This is a genomic window from Microbacterium sp. bgisy207, from assembly GCF_057706855.1.
The window spans coordinates 73,742-90,217 of the sequence record NZ_JBYIPB010000010.1; the positions used below are offsets into that span (position 1 = coordinate 73,742).

Sequence of the window (16,476 nt, forward strand, 5' to 3'; positions counted from 1 at the left end):
GGTGCATCGCGAGCCGACCTACTCTCACGGCATGTGGTTCGACAGCTGGTCAGACATCGTCCGCGTGCTCCTGGTCGGAGTCGCGTCCTACGCGTTCCTCATCGCCTCGATACGCATATCGGGCAAACGCACGCTCGCCCAGCTCAATGCCTTCGACTTCATCGTCACGGTCGCGCTCGGATCCACGCTCGCGACGATCCTGTTGACCTCGGATGTCGCGTTCGTCGAAGGGATCGTCGCCCTCTCGCTTCTGCTCCTGCTGCAAGCGGTGGTTGCGTTCGCCGCGGCGATGTCGCGTCGCATCCGCAAGCTCACGACTGCCGCCCCCACTCTGCTGCTTCGCAACGGTGCAATCGACGAGGACGCCCTCCGCCGCCAGCGCGTCGCACGCGCCGATGTGGAACAGGCCGTGCGCCAGAGTGGTGCAGGTGACCTGTCGTCCGTCGCGGCGGTCGTGATGGAAAGCAACGGGAAGCTCAGCGTCATCTCGCGAGATCGGCTCGGTGATGCATCCGCGCTCGGTGCACTCGGTCTGTCGAAGGAAAACTGAGTGGTCGGCGTGACCAGGGCCTTGCGCGCCGCGGCGAGTCATCGTTGAATCGGTATCGCGTCGCCGAGACACCACGTCGCCGGGACGCGAGAGGGGGCGCCATGGCTGACGAAAACGGGCACTATGACCCGGATGGCGGGTATGACCCGGATGGCGGGTATGACCCGGATGGCGGGTATGACCCGGATGGCGGGTATGACCCGGATGGCGGGTATGACCCGGATGGCGGGTATGACCCGGACGGCGGGTATGACCCGGACGGCGGGTACGACCCCGATACGGGAAGCGCGTGACCGCTGAGGCAGTGCGGCGCGCCGGCTAAGGACGTGTCATCGCGGCGCGGATGATCTCCCGATCATCGTGGGGGACGCGTTCCCTCCCGACGAGCTGGTAGTTTTCGTCTCCCTTGCCCGCGACCAGAACGGTGTCGCCCGGCCGCGCCATCTCGATCGCGGCGAGGATCGCGTCTCGGCGTGCCGGGATCTCGATGCATCCCGGCACGCCTTCGCGCACCTCCCGGCGAATACGATCGGCGGGCTCGCGGCGGGGATTGTCGTCAGTGAGGATGGCGAGGTCGGCCAGCTGACGGGCGATCTCGCCCATGGGGCCTCGCTTGCCGCGGTCGCGTTCGCCGCCGGCGCCGAAGACCAGGATGAGGCGTCCCGGTGTGCGCGCACGTACGGCCTGCAGCGCTGTTCGGAGCGCACCGGGGTTGTGCGCGGTGTCCACCATGGCGGTGACGCCATCGTGTTCGGCGATGACCTGGAGCCTTCCCGGCGGCGGCGCGACGTCGTGGAGAGCCTCCGCGACGTGTGCGGGATCCCCGCCGGCTCCGATCACCGCAGTGGCGGCGAGGACCAGGTTCGTCGCGGCGATCGAGTGCACGGTGGGTAGCACCGCAGGGTAGGAAGAGTCGCCGATCATCAACCGAAGTCTGAGCCGACCGTCGACTTCCTGCGCGCCACCCATCCGTACCTCGCCGCCGTCACCGACGGTGATCAGATTCGCACCGCGCCGCGCAACGGCGGCGCGGACCAGATCTCCCTGAGCCGAGTCGGTGGCGAGAACGGCGATGCCGTCGGGGCGCAGGTACTCCTCGAACAGACGCAGCTTCGCCTTCCAATACCCGTCGATGCTGCCGTGCACGTCGATGTGATCTCGTTCCAGCCCCGTCGAGACGGCAACGTCGACTTCGACCCGCTCGAAGAGTCCATCGGCCAGGATACCGACGTATGCCTCCAGCGAGACGGCATCCGCTCCAGCCCGGGCCTGCGACCCGATGAGCTCCGGCAGATAGTCCGGGGAGCGGCGGGTGTTCGCCTCGTGAACGTCTCCGCTTACGTCGGTGATGCCCGTCGAGTCGTAGCTGGCAGCTCGCCATCCGATGAGGGTCATCAACTGCCGAGTCGCGGTCGCGACGCTCGTCTTGCCGTTGGTGCCGGTGACGGCCGAGACGACCGGCCGGCCCTCGGGTCGTGGGACTGGTGTGATCATCCTGCTCCTGGGGAGTGGCGGCGCCTGTATCGCGGAACCTATCCCACCCGCGCGCCGCGCGCTACCGGCGAAGGCTCGCGCTGAACGGCGTCGGCCGCTGCGGCAGCACGATCGGGCAACGCGAACCAGGTATCCGACTTCGGTGCAGGGGGAGATGGACCGGTTGACTATCGATATAACGGATAATAATATCCACTATATGAGAACAGAGCCGCCTCTTCTCGCTCCGATCTTCCGGTCGGACGGGCAGGCGCGCCTGCTGTCGGTCCTTCTCCTCGGCGATGGGGAGCTGAGTATCACCGACGTTGCGACCCGCGCGCAGCTCGCTTACCCCACCGCTCATCGCGAGGTGGCACGTCTCGTGGATGCAGGCATCCTCGTCGAGCGTCAGGTCGGACGTACGCGATTGGTTGCCGCCAACGCCGATAGCGACCTCGTCCCGCCGTTGCGCCAAATCCTCCAGGTCGTCACAGGCCCTGTCACCCTTCTCTCCCGAGAACTTGCCGGCATCGAGGGCATCGATTCGGCGTTCATCTACGGATCGTTCGCAGCGCGGTTACGCGGCGTCGACGGTCCGGCTCCCAATGACATCGACGTGATGGTGGTCGGGACGCCAGAGGCTGAGCTCGTCTACCAGGCATGTGATCGGGTCGAAGAGGTGGTGCACCGTCCTGTGAACGCGACGATTCTGACCCCGGCTGAGCTGGCAGCGGACTCGGGTTTCCTTGATCATGTCCGCGCAAGCCCTACGGTCTCGATCCTTGGGGATGTTCCGTGGCAGTGAACCCGCTGACGAAGACGCAGCGGGACGCCATCGATGTGCTGGTTTCTGCGCGTCGACTCGAGAAAGTCCCGCCGGATCCAGCCCGCGCTGCCGCATTTCTCGCCGCGGCGGCTGAGCGGATCAGCCAGCTTCCACTGCTGACCAGCGTCGTCGTCGCATACGATCTCGCCTACGACGCGGCGCACGATGTCGGCGAAGCACTGCTTGCGGCGCACGGATACCGCACGCGCAACGGCGTGGGTCAGCATGAAGCGCTCGGGCGCTACGTGCGCGCCGTACTCGACTCGCCGCCCGGTGATCGCGCGGCGACTCGATTCGATCGACTACGCCGCGTACGGAATAAGAGTCGCTACGACGCTATCCCCATAGGTGCGGTCGAGGCTGCGCTTGCGCGACAAGCCGCTCACGAGCTTCATGTCGCTGCGATCGCGCGCGGAGTCGGCACCTGACGGACGGCTGCCAACAGCGCTGCGACGGATGCCGGACTCAGCCGATCTCCGCGCGGAAGAACGCGTCGGCACGGGCTCTCGATTCCGCAACGTCGCGAGTCGGCGGCATTGTCTCGAACCGCTCCGCATCGTCGAGCTGTTCCGTGACGAAGCGCTGCAGGATCTCCGGCGCCTCGCCCGAGCCCAGCTCCCGCGTCTGGGCTTTGAGTGCGATGAGGTCTCGCGCCGCATCCCGGATGCCGGCACTGACGTCCCCCTCCGAGAGCAGCGTCGGCAGATCCATGGGTGGCACTGCCTCGTCGGTGTGGACCGCGAGCCAACGCAGTGCCGCTGCGGGGCGCAGGACATAGAAGAAACGCTTCAGCGAGGGCGGACCCGACCGCTGTTGCAGGGCGACATGGCGATAGTGGCGTCCGACGGCGGCACGCTCTGCGACGTCGGATGCCAGCGCCAGAAGGCGGTCGCGAAAGCCGGCGTCGCCGGTGTAGACGATGGGCGAGCGGAGCCATTCGATCGCGGTGGCGTTGCCTTTCGTTATCAATCGCACGGCCTTGGTCAGATCCCAGCCGTTCACATCGAAAACCGCATCGAGGGGTGTCTCGATGACATCCCGCTCGGGCCACAGCGAGAGGTAGCGCTCGCGGGGCCGCACGTAGATGAAGCGACAGTCGTAGTCGCTGTCGGGCGAGGGGAACCCCCACGCGCGGCTGCCGCTCTCGATCGCCCAGGGGATGCGCACGTCATGCTCGCTCGCCACCGTTGACAGGCGCTCGTCGATCTCGGAGACGACACTTGGCTTGAGGCTTGGTGGGATCGTGCGCACGGCTCGACCCTACGCGTCGGGGAGAAGCTATCGACGCGACGGCGGGAGTCGAACCCGCTGCGCGACCGGGTATGAACCGGTGCCCGGAACCATCCGGTCCGCCGCGATACGGCCCAACGCTAACCGCGGCCCCTGACGCTCGGCTGGCGTGTTTCTTACCGTGACGTCACATGTCGTCATCCGTCGCCCGCGTCGCGAGCAGATGCTGGTGCGCCAGTCGGCGCAACGCGAGGATCGCGGGCTCATACATCGCGGTGCCGAGCACGGCGTACGAGATCTGCTCGCTTCCGCTGAGCTCTGCGAGCGGGATCAGCTCGGCGGCTGCAATCTGCAGGAGCGGTCCGGCATAGCGGGCGGCGGTGTCGGCATCCCAGGCCAGCCCCGCGGATTCGATCCCGCGGATCGCGGCCTCCAGTTGTGCAACCGCGGCGAAGCGCTCGTCGTACGTGAGCCCCAGCGCCTCGATGGTCTCGCGCGCGCGCTCGGTGCTCGTCTCGTCGGCGTACGGCGGCAAGGCGCTCACGGCCTTTCCGAGCGTCGCGTACGCCGAGTCGTCGGGCTCGTCGATCAGAGCCAGAATCTCCTTCACTCGGGCAAGCGGGAGTGCCCGCACATCACTGAGCGCCTGGATCACACGCAGGCGTGCGAGGTGCTCGTCTCCGTACTCGGCGCGGGTCGCCGATGTGGCTGCGCCTCGGGGCAGCATCCCTTCCCGGATGTAGAACTTGATCGAGGCGACGGGGATGCCGCTGTGCTCAGACAGTTCGGAGATGCGCACGATGCTCCTTGCTTGGATAGTTTCACTATCTTATATTGGGTAGTGACACTATCCAATACGCGCCGGCGGCGCGGAAAGTCGAAGCGGAGCATCCATGTCCCCGATCCTGTCCATCGTCGTCGGCGCCACGCTGTTGACGGTCATCACCATCGCCTACGGCGGCACGTTCGTCCTGCGCGCCACGACCGGCGGCTACCCGTTCAACGGGTTGCAGAAGACGTTCTTCCGGGCAGGTCACGCGCACGCGGGCGTCCTGGTCATCCTCGGGATCGTCTGCGCACTCACACAGGCATCCGCAGGAGTGACGGGCGGTTGGGAGTGGGCAGCAGTCGGCGTGCTCGCGTCGGCGATCCTGGTTCCCGCAGGGTTCTTCCTGTCGGTGATCGGTCGTGATCCGCAGAAGCCGGGTCGGGCGATGGCCCTGCTCTGGGCCGGCGTCGCCGTGCTCGCCGTCTCGCTTGCCGTGGTCGGAGCATCCGTCATCGCAGCCGGCGTGGCAGCGCTCAGCTGAGCTGCGAAGTCAGCGGGCTACAGAGTCGGCGGCGCGGTCGAACTGACCGCCCCGGCGCTTCTCGACGATCTCTTTGCCCAGCGGCATCAGCGAGACCGGTACGAGCTTGAAGTTCGCGATTCCCAGCGGGATGCCGATGATCGTGATGCACAGCGCCAGCCCCGACAGGATGTGACCGATCGCGAGCCACCAGCCGGCGAGAATGACCCACACGACGTTTCCCAGGAACGAGAACACCCCGGAGCGTGGGTGGTCGACGACCTCTCTGCCGAAGGGCCAGAGCGTGTAGAGGCCGATGCGGAACGACGCGATGCCCCACGGGATCGTCACGATGAGCACGCACAGGATGACCCCCGCGAGCATGTATCCGAGAAACAGCCAGAACCCCGACAGGACGAGCCAGATGATGTTCAGGAGGGTGCGCATGGCATCCATTCTGTGTCGGGCACCTGGGTAGCGGGTGGATGTCAGTCGGTACGCGCCAGGGCCGCAGCCTCTCCTGCGGAGCTCGCGTGCACACCTAACGCACGAGGCGCTCGCCCGCGCGAACGGGGATCTGCCAGCGGTTCGTCGGCGGGGGAAAGACGCAGACATAGCCGTCCGAGAACGCGCACGGTGGCAGGTACGCGCGGTTCAGGTCGACCGCGACGGTCCCATCCGATGCGGGCGGCGGCATCCGAAGGAAGCGGAAACGATAGCTGTCTGTTCCGCTCGTGGCGTCGGAGAACGCGGCGAACAGCCATCCGTCGTCGAGAGTCCGCACGCACAGGCGCACGTGGCCCTCGGGCAGAGCGAGGTCAAGGACACCGTCGAGATCCTCCGTGCTGTGGTGTCCGTCCACAGCCACGCTCGGAACCTCCCGCGTCGGTGAGCGATCGAGGCGCGCCTCGAGCCGCATCGCCTCATCCGTCGGCCATCGTTCGATCCGGGAGATGCCGCGGCGAGCGGGGGCCTCAGGGTCATACACCCGCAGCGCGACCGCGCCATCGCGTTCGAACCCCCGAAGCTCGAGCGCACCCGACTCCCAGCGGTCTCCGGGTGCAAGGGTGACGACCCCGGCCTCCGTCGTCCCGACCGCACGGCCGTCGTCGTCACGCCACTGACCCGGCGCGCCGTCGAACGCGCGGGGGATCTTGTCCAGCCAGTGTGTCGCCGCGAGGGTGGCGATCCCGCCCGCCGACCAGACGGCGGCGTCGCGGCGCGCTCTCCACTCTTCGTCGGTCGTCATGACGGCCTTCCCCTCGGATCCGCGGCGGTCGGTGGCTCGGTGGCCAGGAAAAACACTCGCGAAACATATTGTTACACCATCGAAACTCAGTGATAGATAGCATCTCGCTATGGATCGACGGAGCGACATCGACATCGACGCGCTGACACGAGCGCTCGACGTGCACTCGCTCCGCATCCTCGTAGCGATCGACCAGACCGGCTCGATCAGCGCTGCCGCGCGCTCCCTCGGCTACTCGCAGCCGACGATCACGCAGCATGTGCAACGCCTCGAGGCACGACTGGGCGTGGCCCTCGTCGTACGCACGGCGCGCGCCGCGCGGCTCACGCCCACCGGCGCGCTGCTCGCGCAGCACGCTCCGCGCATCGATGCCAGCTTGACGGCGGCGGCGACCGAGTTGGCACGGATGCTCGGGCGCCGGGCGGATCTCGTTCGCATCGCCGCCTCTGCCGAGGCCGTGGGCACTGTCGTCGCACCCACCCTCGGGCGTCTTGCCGCACAGCAGCCCGACATCGACGCCTCGTTCGTCGAGGCCTCCGACAACGCGGCAGCGCTCGCCCTCGTGCAAGACGGCCGGGCAGACATCGCGGTGACGCTCACGCTCGCCGTCAGCGGTGAGCGGCATGGGACGGCGCGACGCGGCGGCATGCGCTCGACGTTCCTGTTCGCCGAAGAGATCATCGCGCTGAGCACCGCCGACATCCCGGATGCCGGCGGGCGCATCGATCCGGCGCTGCTGGCCGATCAGCTCTGGATCCGCGGCGCGGGCTCACCGGGGGATCTCCTGGCCGAACGGCTCGAGCGCCCCCGCGCGGGAGACGACATCCTGGTCTCGAGCGCGGCAGCCGCCGTGGCCCTTGCCCGTCACCGCGTGGGCACGACCTTCGTCGCCGAGAGTGCGCTCGCGGGAATCGATCTTCCCGACGGGCTCCGGGCGTGGGGCCTGTCTCCTGCCGTTACCCGCCGCGCCACCGCGACCATCCTGGTCGAAGCCGCGACGATCCCGGCCGTCGAATCCGCGCTTCGCGTGCTCGCCTCGCTTCGCCCCTCATCCGCCGAGGTCGAGGTCATCCTCGACGCCCGGCGCCGCAGTGCCGGTCATCGAGCCCGGTTCGGCACCGCACCCACGACCCATCCCGTCCGCACCGCACCCACAGAGGAGAGTCCTATGCCCTTCCCGTCACCCGTCCGTCTCGCCCAGGCGGGCGCCGTCGTTGCCGCTGGGGCGCTTCTGCTCTCCGCGTGCAGCGGGAGCGCAGCGCCCGAGGCGAGCACCGCGCTCGCCGACAGCGGCGAGCAGATCGACAGCATCACCGTCGCGCTCCCCGGCTCCCTCTCGAACCTGTACGTCGGGCAGGAGTCCGGCATCCTCAACTATTACATCGCCTCGATCGCGCAGGAGGGGCTCGTCTCGATCGACGCTGAAGGCGCCATCCAGCCGGCGCTGGCCGAGTCATGGTCTCAGCCCGATGACGTCACCTACGTCTACGAGCTGCGCGACGATGCCATGTTCCAGGACGGCACCCCGGTCACCGCCGACGATGTCGTCTTCAGCCTCAACGAGGCGCGCGACGAGACGACCTCGCCGGGTCTTGCCTACTACATGACCAACGTCGAGTCCGTCGAGAAGACCGGTGACAGCGAGGTCACCATCACCCTCACCGAGCCGGATGCCGCGTTCGCGAAGAACATGAGCACCGGTGGCGCGGCCTTCATCACCTCGAAGGCGTTCTGGGAGGCCAATGACGGGAACGTCGGCACCGCATCCTCGCTCCTGCTCGGTTCCGGCCCGTACAAGGTCACGGAGTTCGCGCCCGACTCGCACGTCACGTTCGAGCGCAGCGACACCTGGTGGGGCGAAGAGCCGAAGGTGAAGAACATCACGGTGAACTTCGTCCCGGATGAGTCGACGAGGCTCCTGGCAGCGCAGTCCGGTGACATCGACGTGGCCTTCAACGTGCCGCTCGCGCAATCCACGCAGTGGGAGAACCTCGACACCATGCGGGTCGATTACGTCAACGATCTCTCCTACGTGGGTCTGTACTTCAACACGAGTGTCGCCCCGTTCGACGACCCCAAGGTGCGCGAGGCGATCGCTCACGCCGTCGACCGCGAGGCCTACGTCGACAAGCTGCTGCGCGGGCACGGCGAAGCGGCCACCGCGATCATGACCCCCGAGTCGCTCGCCGCCGTGTACTCGCCGGATGTCGCCCGCGAGAAGCTCGCCGAGATCCCGCAGTGGGACTTCGATCTGGATGCTGCCAAGGCCGCGCTGGCCGAGTCGGGCTACCCCGACGGCTTCGAGACCGAGATCCTCACCCCGAACACGGGACCGCAGCTGGGAACGGCGGCTCAGGCCCTCGCCCAGAACCTCGCCGAGATCGGCATCACGCTCAACGTGCGTGAGGTTCCGATCGAGGAGTGGCTCGCGAGCCTGGACGCGTCCAGCGACTACGGGCTGAACATGATGTGGTACTTCTCGACGCTCGGCGACCCGGCAGAGATCCCCAGCTACCTGCTGGGAGTCGGCAACCCCGCCGCGTACGACAACCCCGAGATCATGTCGCTGCTCTCGCAGATCGGCGCCGAGTCCGACCCCAGCGCGCGGATCGACCTGCTCATCGAGGCCGAGACGCTGCAGGCCGAGGATGCCGTGAACGTGCCGCTGTGGTGGGGCCAGTCGGCCACCGCCTTCGCGAACGATCTCGGGATGAACGACTACAGCGCATTCGCGTTCATCTCGTCGTGGCCGACGCAGCTCTACCGGGCTGCTCCGTAAGGGGATCGGGTCTACCGCAGTGACAACGGGTTCACCCCTCCGAGCACGCGCACCGCGATCGCGGCCCTTGGGCCGGATGCTCGCAGTGCGCGTGCTCGGCATGCTCGGGGTGTTGCTGGTGCTTTCGGTCATCGTCTTCTCGCTGATGTACCTGGCGCCCGGCGACATCGTCAAGAATCTGCTCGGGAACCGGCCGACCTCGCCGGAGGCGGTCGCGGCCATCCGTGCCCAATACCACCTCGACGACCCGCTGCCGGTGCAGTATCTGCGATGGCTCGGCGGCTTCCTCACGGGCGACCTCGGAGAGTCGATCCGGTTGCAGACCTCGGTCGCCGACGCGATCGGGTCGCGGGTCGGGCTGACCGCGCTGCTGTGCGGCATCGCCTTCGTGCTCGCCCTGGTCGTCGCGATCCCGCTCGGTGTGCGCAGCGCCGTGCGGGCGGGGGGCCCGTCTGACCGCGTCGCGAGCGCGCTGGCCGTCGTCGGCCTGAGCGCCCCGACCTTCGCGGTGGGTCTCCTGCTGCTGTACGTCTTCGCCTACTACCTGCCGCTCTTTCCCGTCTACGGAGCGGGGTCGGGCGGGCTCGACACTCTCTGGCACCTGATCCTGCCCGCCATCACACTTGCGCTCGGTCTGGGGGCGATCATCCTGAAACTCACGAGGACCGCGATGCTGCGCGAGCTCGAGACCGACTACGTGACCTCCGCCCGCGCGCGCGGGCTCTCCGAGTCACTCGTGCAGCGGATCGCGCTGCGCAACGCGGCGATTCCGATCGTGACCGGTGCGAGCCTCGTGCTCACCTTCCTGGTCGGCGGGACGGTGCTGGCCGAGACGACGTTCGCGCTGCCGGGCCTGGGAACGCTGCTTCAGGATTCCGTGCTGTTCAAAGACATCGCGGTCGTTCAGTCGCTGACGCTGCTGGTGGCGATCGTCATCGCGGTGATCGCGCTGCTGGCCGACATCGCCTACATCCTGCTCGATCCGAGGGTCCGTGAACGGGGGGTTCCCGCATGACCGCGGCGATCGAGCTGATGACGGCGCCCATGAGGCGTCGACGACGGATGCCGATTCTCATCCTGCTCTCCATCGGCGTCATCGTGCTGGCGGTCCTTGCGGCTGTGCTCGGTCCGCTGGTCTTTCCGGATGCGATGCGTCAGGACATCCTGTCGGCGCTGCTGCCCCCCGGCACCGACGGCCACCTGCTGGGCACCGACGAGCTCGGGCGCGACGTGTTCGCGATGACGGTCGCGGGGACGGCCTCGGCGCTGATCGGACCGGTGTGCGTTGCGGTCGGGTCGATGCTGCTCGGCATCCTGCTGGGCACCCTCGCCGGCTACCAGCGCGGATGGCTCGACTTCCTCATCAGCCGCTGGACCGATCTGCTCCTGGCCCTTCCCGTGCTGCTGGCGGCCATCGTCGTGGCGGGTGTGTTCGGCGGCGGGTACTGGGTGACCGTCCTGCTCCTGATCGCGCTGTTCTCACCGTCGGACATCCGCATCGTCCGCGCCGGCGTGCTCGAGCAGTCCGCCCGCCCCTACATCGAGGCCGCGCAGATGCTCTCGCTCTCCCGGTGGCGGGTCATGTTCCGCCACATCCTCCCGAACGTCTCCACGCTCGTCATCACGAACGCGATGCTCAACGTCGCGTTCGCGATCGTCGCGTTCTCATCACTGTCGTTCCTCGGAGTCGGCGTCCCGCCCGGGACTGCCGACTGGGGACGCCAGCTCACCGACAACCGGGCGATCATGTTCGACAACCCCGCTGCTGTCATGGTGCCGGCCACGCTCATCATCCTCGTCGCGTGCGCGATGAACCTGGTCGGCGACTGGCTGGGGCAGCGTCTGTCGCAGGTGGGGGAGGACGCATGAGCGGCGTGCAGATCCAGGGACTGACAGTCCGCGGCCCCCAGGGCGTCGTGGTCGAGCCGTTCGACGCGACGATCGCTGCCGGGCGCACCCTTGCGATCATCGGCGAGTCGGGTTCGGGAAAGACGTTGAGCGCGAAGAGCCTCATCGGTCTGTTGCCGCGCGGATTCCGGGCCGGCGGCACCGCCGTGGTGGCAGACACCACCATCCCGCTCGATGCCCCGCCGTCGGCGTGGGTCTCGGTGCGCGGTGGCACGGTGGCGCTGCTGCTGCAGGACCCGTTCACGAGCCTGTCTCCGGTTCACCGATGCGGCGACCAGATCGCATGGACGCTGCGAGCAGCATCCGACCGCCGGATGCCGCCCGCCGAGGTGGCCAGGGCGGTCGCCGCACGGCTGGCGGAGGTGAAGCTGCCCGAGCGTGTGGCTCGTTCGTATCCGCACCAGCTGTCGGGCGGGATGCGGCAGCGCGTCGCGATCGCTGCGGCTCTGGCCGCGGATCCGAGACTGCTCATCGCCGATGAGCCGACGACCGCGCTGGATGCCTCCAACCAAGCGGAGATCCTGGACCTGCTGCGCGCGGTGCAGGCGCGCCGCGATCTCTCGGTGATCCTCATCTCCCACGACCTCGGGCTGGTGCGCGGCCGCAGCGACGACGTTCTGGTCATGCAGCACGGCGTCATCGTGGAGCGCGGCGCAACGAACACCGTGCTGTCGGCGCCTCAGCATCCGTACACCCGGGCGCTCATCGACGCCGACCCCGTGCTCGCGCCACCCCGGGAGACGGTGGTGCCCGAGGAGGCGCAGACGGCGACCCTCGTGCTGGCGCGGGGTGTGACCAAGCACTTCGGCGAGCGGACCGTCCTGGACGGGGTCGATCTGCGCATCGGCGAGGGCGAGATCGTCGGGGTCGTCGGCGAGTCGGGTTCCGGCAAGTCGACCCTCGCGCGCTGTATCGCGGGGCTCGAGCGCGAAGACGCCGGCACGATCTCGTTCGACGGCGACACGCTCGCCCCGGGTCGCCGGTCGCGCACGCCCGCGCAGATGCAGATCGTGTTCCAGGATCCGTATTCGTCGCTGAACCCCATGATGTCGATCGGGGCGATCCTGCGGGAGGCGCTCACGGTGGCGCGACGCCCGGCATCCGATGTGGCGCAGCTGCTCGAGACCGTCGGCCTGCCCGCCGGTTTTGCCGCGAAACGCCCCGCCGAGCTTTCGGGTGGACAGCGTCAGCGCGTCGCCATCGCCCGGGCGCTGGCTCCCCGCCCGAGACTGCTCATCTGCGACGAGTCGGTGTCGGCGCTCGACGTCTCGGTCCAGGCGCAGATCCTGGCGCTGCTCACGCGGTTGCGTGACGAGCTCGGGATCTCACTGCTGTTCATCTCCCACGACCTGGCCGTCGTGCGGCTGCTCGCCGACACGGTCACGGTGCTGTGGGATGGCCGGGTCATCGAGTCCGGACCCTGCGACCGCGTGCTCACCGACCCACACCACGAATACACCCGGATGCTGGTTGCTGCCGCGCACCGTGAGAACACGTCGGTGCGTGCCGGCGACAGAGAGGACTGACGTGCAAGCGATCGAACCGACTCTCGCGGAGGGCGCCGCCGGCGTCGCCGCGGTCTTGGCCGCCGGAGTGGCCGATGCCCTCGGGACGGAACGTGCCGCGCGCTGGCGCATCGGGCGGGACGGCTACCGGCCGGCGGTGGAGGCGCTCGCCGACGGCGACCGCATCCTCGCGGCAGTCTTGACCTCCGGGCGCCCCGCGACCGCGGCGACGAAGATCGTCGATCTGTGGGTGTCACCGGATGCGCCGGACGGCGCTGCCGACCGCCTCGTCGAGGGCGTGCTGGCCCGGGCACGTGAGCGCGGTGACGCGGCGGTGAAGTGGGAGCTTCCCGAGGGCGCCACGGCGCCCGCGAGCGCTGCCGACCACGGTTTCGCGCGGATGCGTGCGCCCTGGGGCGCCGTCGGCACGGAGGTGACGCAGGGCCTGGTGCGCTGGCTGGTTCCGATCGCGCACAAGGAGCCGGGGTATTACGGCCAGACGACGCTGTTCACGTGCGGCGCGGTGGCGGGGCTGATCGCCGCCGAACGCTTCGGTCGCCCCGGCTTCGCGGGGGAGACCGAACCTGATCGTGAACTCGAGATCGACTTCTGGCGGCGTGCGAGCAACTACCCCGCGTGCGAGCCGATCGGCTTGGCCGTGACGGTGCAGGAGCATCTGGGCGCCGGCGGTGCCGTGCAGGTGGCGTTGGACCACCCCGGCCCGGTGCTGCTGGAGGACTTCAGCGGCTTCGATCACGACTTCCGCGCTGAATTGCAGCGGGAGTCCCGCAAGCGCGCAGCAGATCTCGGCATCCCGATCGACGGTGCCCGGGTCCCGATGTCAGAGGTCGCTACCCGGGTCGCTGCCGGTGAACAGGCACTGCTTCTCATCGACGAAGCCCCGATGCACGCGGACCCCGGGCCGCACTGGATCGTGGCCCACGCCGCCGCCGGACCGTACGTCGTCGTCGAGGATCCGTGGGTGAACCGTGAGACCGGAGAGACCTGGGTCGATACGCACGAACTGCCGATCCACGTCGACGATCTCGAGCGTCTGGTCGCCTGGGGCCCGGACGGTTACCGCGGCGTCATCTTCCTTTCGGCGCGCTGACCGGCGGGGATCCTGCCCGAGGCTCGCACCGCCCGGCGTGAATGTCGGAGGCCGCCAATAGACTTGGGGGGTTATGGATGCGGTGGACGACGAGCTGCTGACCGGCCTCAATCCGCCGCAGCGCGAAGCGGTGCTCTACCGTGGGCAGGCGCTGCTGATCGTCGCGGGCGCAGGCTCAGGCAAGACGCGTGTGCTCACGCACCGAATCGCCTCGCTGCTGCGCTCCCGGGAGGCCTGGCCGAGCCAGATCCTCGCGATCACCTTCACCAACAAGGCAGCCGGCGAGATGCGCGAGCGTGTCGGTCAGCTCGTGGGGGAGCACGCGAAGGGGATGTGGATCTCGACCTTCCACTCCGCGTGTGTGCGCATCCTGCGGCGTGAGGCCGAGCAGTTCGGGTTCACGAAGGCGTTCACGATCTACGACTCCGGCGACTCCCGCGCGCTCATCAAGCGGCTCGTCAAAGAGCACGAGGCCGATGCGTTCGGCCTGACCCCCGCGGGGGTGCAAAGCCGCATCTCCAAGCTCAAGAACGAGCTCGCGGATGCCGAGTCCTACGCCCGCCAGGCGAACATGAACGACCCCGCCGAGCGCCTCTTCGTCGAGATCTTCGGTGACTACCAGCGGGCGCTGCAGCGGGCCAATGCGTTCGACTTCGACGACCTGATCGCCCAGACGGTGTACCTGTTCCGCGCCTTCCCGCAGGTCGCCGACGTGTACCGGCGCCGGTTCCGGCACATCCTCGTCGACGAGTACCAGGACACCAACCACGCGCAGTACGCGCTCATCCACGAGCTCACCCGTCCCGTTACGGGGGCGGCGGCCGAGCCGTACTCGGTCGGCGGGATGATGATCTTCGAGCCCGATCAGGCGCCCGAGCTCGACGGCGCCTCGCTCACCGTCGTCGGCGACTCCGACCAGTCGATCTACGCGTTCCGCGGCGCCGACATCCGCAACATCAGCGAGTTCGAGCGCGATTTCCCCGGCGCCAAGGTCGTGCTGCTCGAGCAGAACTACCGGTCCACGCAGAACATCCTTTCTGCGGCGAACGCCGTCATCGGCCACAACTTCGACCGGAAAGACAAGAAGCTGTGGACCGACGTCGGGGCGGGGGAGCAGATCGTCGGGTTCACCGGCTACTCGCAGCACGACGAAGCCCAGTTCGTCGCCGATGAGATCGAGGCGCTGCGCCGCACGGGCGTGGAGTACAGCCAGATGGCCGTGTTCTACCGCACCAACTCCCAGTCCCGCGCGCTCGAAGAGATCTTCATCCGCTCGGCGGTGCCGTACAAGATCATGGGCGGCACGAAGTTCTACGAGCGCGCCGAGATCAAGGACGCCCTCGCCTACCTGGTCGCCGTGGCCAATCCTGCCGACGAGATGGCCGTCCGCCGCATCCTGAACAAGCCCCGTCGCGGCATCGGCGACGTGACCGAGACGGCGATCGCCCGGTACGCCGCCGACGAGCAGATCACCTTCCGCGATGCGCTCGCGAACGCCTCGGCGTTGGGGGTGGGTCCGAAGATCCAGGCGGCGATCGCCCAGCTGGATGCCGTTCTGGCCGAGGCCGGCGAGCTCATGCTGCCGGCATCCGGGGAGCTGGCACCTCCGACCACCGTCGCCGAGGGGTTGCAGCTGCTGCTGAACAAGTCCGGCTACCTCGACGCCCTGCGCGCCTCCCGCGACCCGCAGGACGAGGCGCGCATCGAGAACCTCGACGAGCTCGTCGCCGTGGCCCGCGAGTTCGCGCGCAACAATCCCGAAGGCACGGTGGTCGACTTCCTCACCGAGGTCGCGCTGGTTTCGGATGCCGACGACCTCGAGGACGCGAGTGGGTCCGTCTCGCTCATGACGATGCACACCGCGAAGGGCCTCGAGTACGACACCGTGTTCATCACGGGCGTCGAAGAGGACCTCATTCCCCACCGCATCTCGGCAGGAGAGCCGGGCGGGCCGCAAGAGGAGCGTCGCCTGTTCTACGTCGGCGTCACCCGCGCCCGCTCGCGCCTGTATCTCACCCTCGCGATGACTCGGGCGCAGTTCGGCGAGGTCTCCGTGGCGATGCCCAGCCGCTTCCTGCAGGAGATCCCCGCGACGCTCATCGACTGGCGGCAGTCTCCGGGCGACGTGAATTCGCGCGGCGGATCCCAGTCCCGCGCCCTCAACGCGCGTCCGCGCGGCGGATTCGGTTCGTCGACCGGTGCGGGCGGCGCGGGACGCTACGGTGATGCGCTCGTGCCCCGATCGACGTCGATCGAGAAGTTCGCCAACCGTGTTCCCGCGAAGGTGCGCGACAACGGCGACATGGTGCTCGCGCCGGGCGACCGCATCCGTCACGATGATTTCGGCGAGGGACGTGTGGATGCCGTGACCGGCGAGGGCGCCAAGCGTGTGGCGCACGTGCGCTTCGACTCGGCGGGCGCAAAGAAACTCCTCATCAAGATCGCTCCCATCGAGAAGCTCGACGCGTAGAGTGCGGGACCTTCGCCCCTGAGCATCAGGGTCGTCTGCGCGTACGATCGCCGTGATGGCGCGAGCGAGGGTGCACGGACGCCCAG

The 16,476-nt window shown here is 68.2% G+C and carries 16 protein-coding genes and 1 tRNA gene; 11 read left to right on the forward strand and 6 right to left on the reverse strand.

The annotated features are described in order from the left end of the window. Window position 1 precedes the first annotated feature (1 nt). On the forward strand, window positions 2–550 hold the full coding sequence (locus AC3ENO_RS11050) for a DUF421 domain-containing protein (protein ID WP_434970669.1): 549 nt from the start codon (window positions 2–4) through the stop codon (window positions 548–550). A 101-nt stretch (window positions 551–651) separates the two neighbouring features. Continuing rightward, window positions 652–843 carry a hypothetical protein gene (locus tag AC3ENO_RS11055; protein WP_434970670.1) on the forward strand — a complete coding sequence of 64 codons (192 nt, stop codon included), beginning with the start codon at window positions 652–654 and terminating at the stop codon, window positions 841–843. Window positions 844–868: 25 nt separating this feature from the next. Here the strand turns inward: AC3ENO_RS11055 and AC3ENO_RS11060 are convergent, their stop codons facing one another. After that, window positions 869–2,044, reverse strand: a complete 1,176-nt coding sequence (locus AC3ENO_RS11060) for a Mur ligase family protein (protein WP_434970671.1) — start codon at window positions 2,042–2,044, stop codon at window positions 869–871. Window positions 2,045–2,243: 199 nt separating this feature from the next. Between AC3ENO_RS11060 and AC3ENO_RS11065 the strand changes: the two genes are divergently transcribed. Further along, a complete protein-coding gene (locus tag AC3ENO_RS11065) occupies window positions 2,244–2,828 on the forward strand; it encodes a helix-turn-helix domain-containing protein (protein WP_434970672.1) in 585 nt (194 codons plus the stop codon). Continuing rightward, window positions 2,819–3,277 carry a hypothetical protein gene (locus AC3ENO_RS11070; RefSeq protein WP_434970673.1) on the forward strand — a complete coding sequence of 153 codons (459 nt, stop codon included), beginning with the start codon at window positions 2,819–2,821 and terminating at the stop codon, window positions 3,275–3,277. Before AC3ENO_RS11065 ends, AC3ENO_RS11070 begins: the two co-directional genes overlap by 10 nt. Window positions 3,278–3,314: 37 nt before the next feature. Here AC3ENO_RS11070 and AC3ENO_RS11075 read toward each other — a convergent pair whose 3' ends face one another. The 3 genes from AC3ENO_RS11075 to AC3ENO_RS11085 all read right to left on the reverse strand — a co-directional run bounded on the left by AC3ENO_RS11075 (window position 3,315) and on the right by AC3ENO_RS11085 (window position 4,878). Further along, window positions 3,315–4,100: a nucleotidyltransferase domain-containing protein gene (locus AC3ENO_RS11075; RefSeq protein WP_434970674.1), complete on the reverse strand. Its 786-nt coding sequence runs from the start codon at window positions 4,098–4,100 to the stop codon at window positions 3,315–3,317. 33 nt (window positions 4,101–4,133) lie between these two features. Then, window positions 4,134–4,206: transfer RNA gene (locus AC3ENO_RS11080), tRNA-Met, on the reverse strand. A gap of 60 nt (window positions 4,207–4,266) precedes the next feature. Then, complete coding sequence (locus AC3ENO_RS11085) at window positions 4,267–4,878, reverse strand: MerR family transcriptional regulator (protein WP_434970675.1); 612 nt, start codon at window positions 4,876–4,878, stop codon at window positions 4,267–4,269. A gap of 94 nt (window positions 4,879–4,972) precedes the next feature. On the opposite strand from AC3ENO_RS11085, the gene AC3ENO_RS11090 reads away from it, so the two are divergent. After that, window positions 4,973–5,389, forward strand: a complete 417-nt coding sequence (locus tag AC3ENO_RS11090; protein ID WP_434970676.1) for a hypothetical protein — start codon at window positions 4,973–4,975, stop codon at window positions 5,387–5,389. Window positions 5,390–5,398: 9 nt separating this feature from the next. On the opposite strand, the gene AC3ENO_RS11095 is transcribed toward AC3ENO_RS11090, so the two are convergent. Next, entirely contained in the window at window positions 5,399–5,815 is a 417-nt protein-coding gene (locus AC3ENO_RS11095) for a YccF domain-containing protein (protein WP_434970677.1), read from the reverse strand. A 94-nt stretch (window positions 5,816–5,909) separates the two neighbouring features. Then, the gene (locus AC3ENO_RS11100) at window positions 5,910–6,617 is read right to left on the reverse strand and encodes a DUF1684 domain-containing protein (protein ID WP_434970678.1); all 708 of its coding nucleotides are present in this window, start codon (window positions 6,615–6,617) and stop codon (window positions 5,910–5,912) included. Window positions 6,618–6,726: 109 nt separating this feature from the next. Between AC3ENO_RS11100 and AC3ENO_RS11105 the strand changes: the two genes are divergently transcribed. From AC3ENO_RS11105 to AC3ENO_RS11130, 6 genes are all read left to right on the forward strand, one after another. Beyond that, window positions 6,727–9,396 carry an ABC transporter substrate-binding protein gene (locus tag AC3ENO_RS11105; RefSeq protein WP_434970679.1) on the forward strand — a complete coding sequence of 890 codons (2,670 nt, stop codon included), beginning with the start codon at window positions 6,727–6,729 and terminating at the stop codon, window positions 9,394–9,396. A gap of 76 nt (window positions 9,397–9,472) precedes the next feature. Beyond that, on the forward strand, window positions 9,473–10,411 hold the full coding sequence (locus AC3ENO_RS11110) for an ABC transporter permease (protein WP_434970680.1): 939 nt from the start codon (window positions 9,473–9,475) through the stop codon (window positions 10,409–10,411). Next, window positions 10,408–11,265 (forward strand): ABC transporter permease, encoded by an 858-nt coding sequence (locus tag AC3ENO_RS11115; protein ID WP_434970681.1) that lies wholly within the window; start codon window positions 10,408–10,410, stop codon window positions 11,263–11,265. Before AC3ENO_RS11110 ends, AC3ENO_RS11115 begins: the two co-directional genes overlap by 4 nt. Then, on the forward strand, window positions 11,262–12,830 hold the full coding sequence (locus AC3ENO_RS11120; protein ID WP_434970682.1) for an ATP-binding cassette domain-containing protein: 1,569 nt from the start codon (window positions 11,262–11,264) through the stop codon (window positions 12,828–12,830). Before AC3ENO_RS11115 ends, AC3ENO_RS11120 begins: the two co-directional genes overlap by 4 nt. 1 nt (window position 12,831) lies before the next feature. Further along, window positions 12,832–13,920 carry a peptidase C39 family protein gene (locus AC3ENO_RS11125; RefSeq protein WP_434970683.1) on the forward strand — a complete coding sequence of 363 codons (1,089 nt, stop codon included), beginning with the start codon at window positions 12,832–12,834 and terminating at the stop codon, window positions 13,918–13,920. Window positions 13,921–13,993: 73 nt separating this feature from the next. Then, a complete protein-coding gene (locus AC3ENO_RS11130; protein WP_434970684.1) occupies window positions 13,994–16,390 on the forward strand; it encodes an ATP-dependent helicase in 2,397 nt (798 codons plus the stop codon). Window positions 16,391–16,476: the final 86 nt, after the last annotated feature.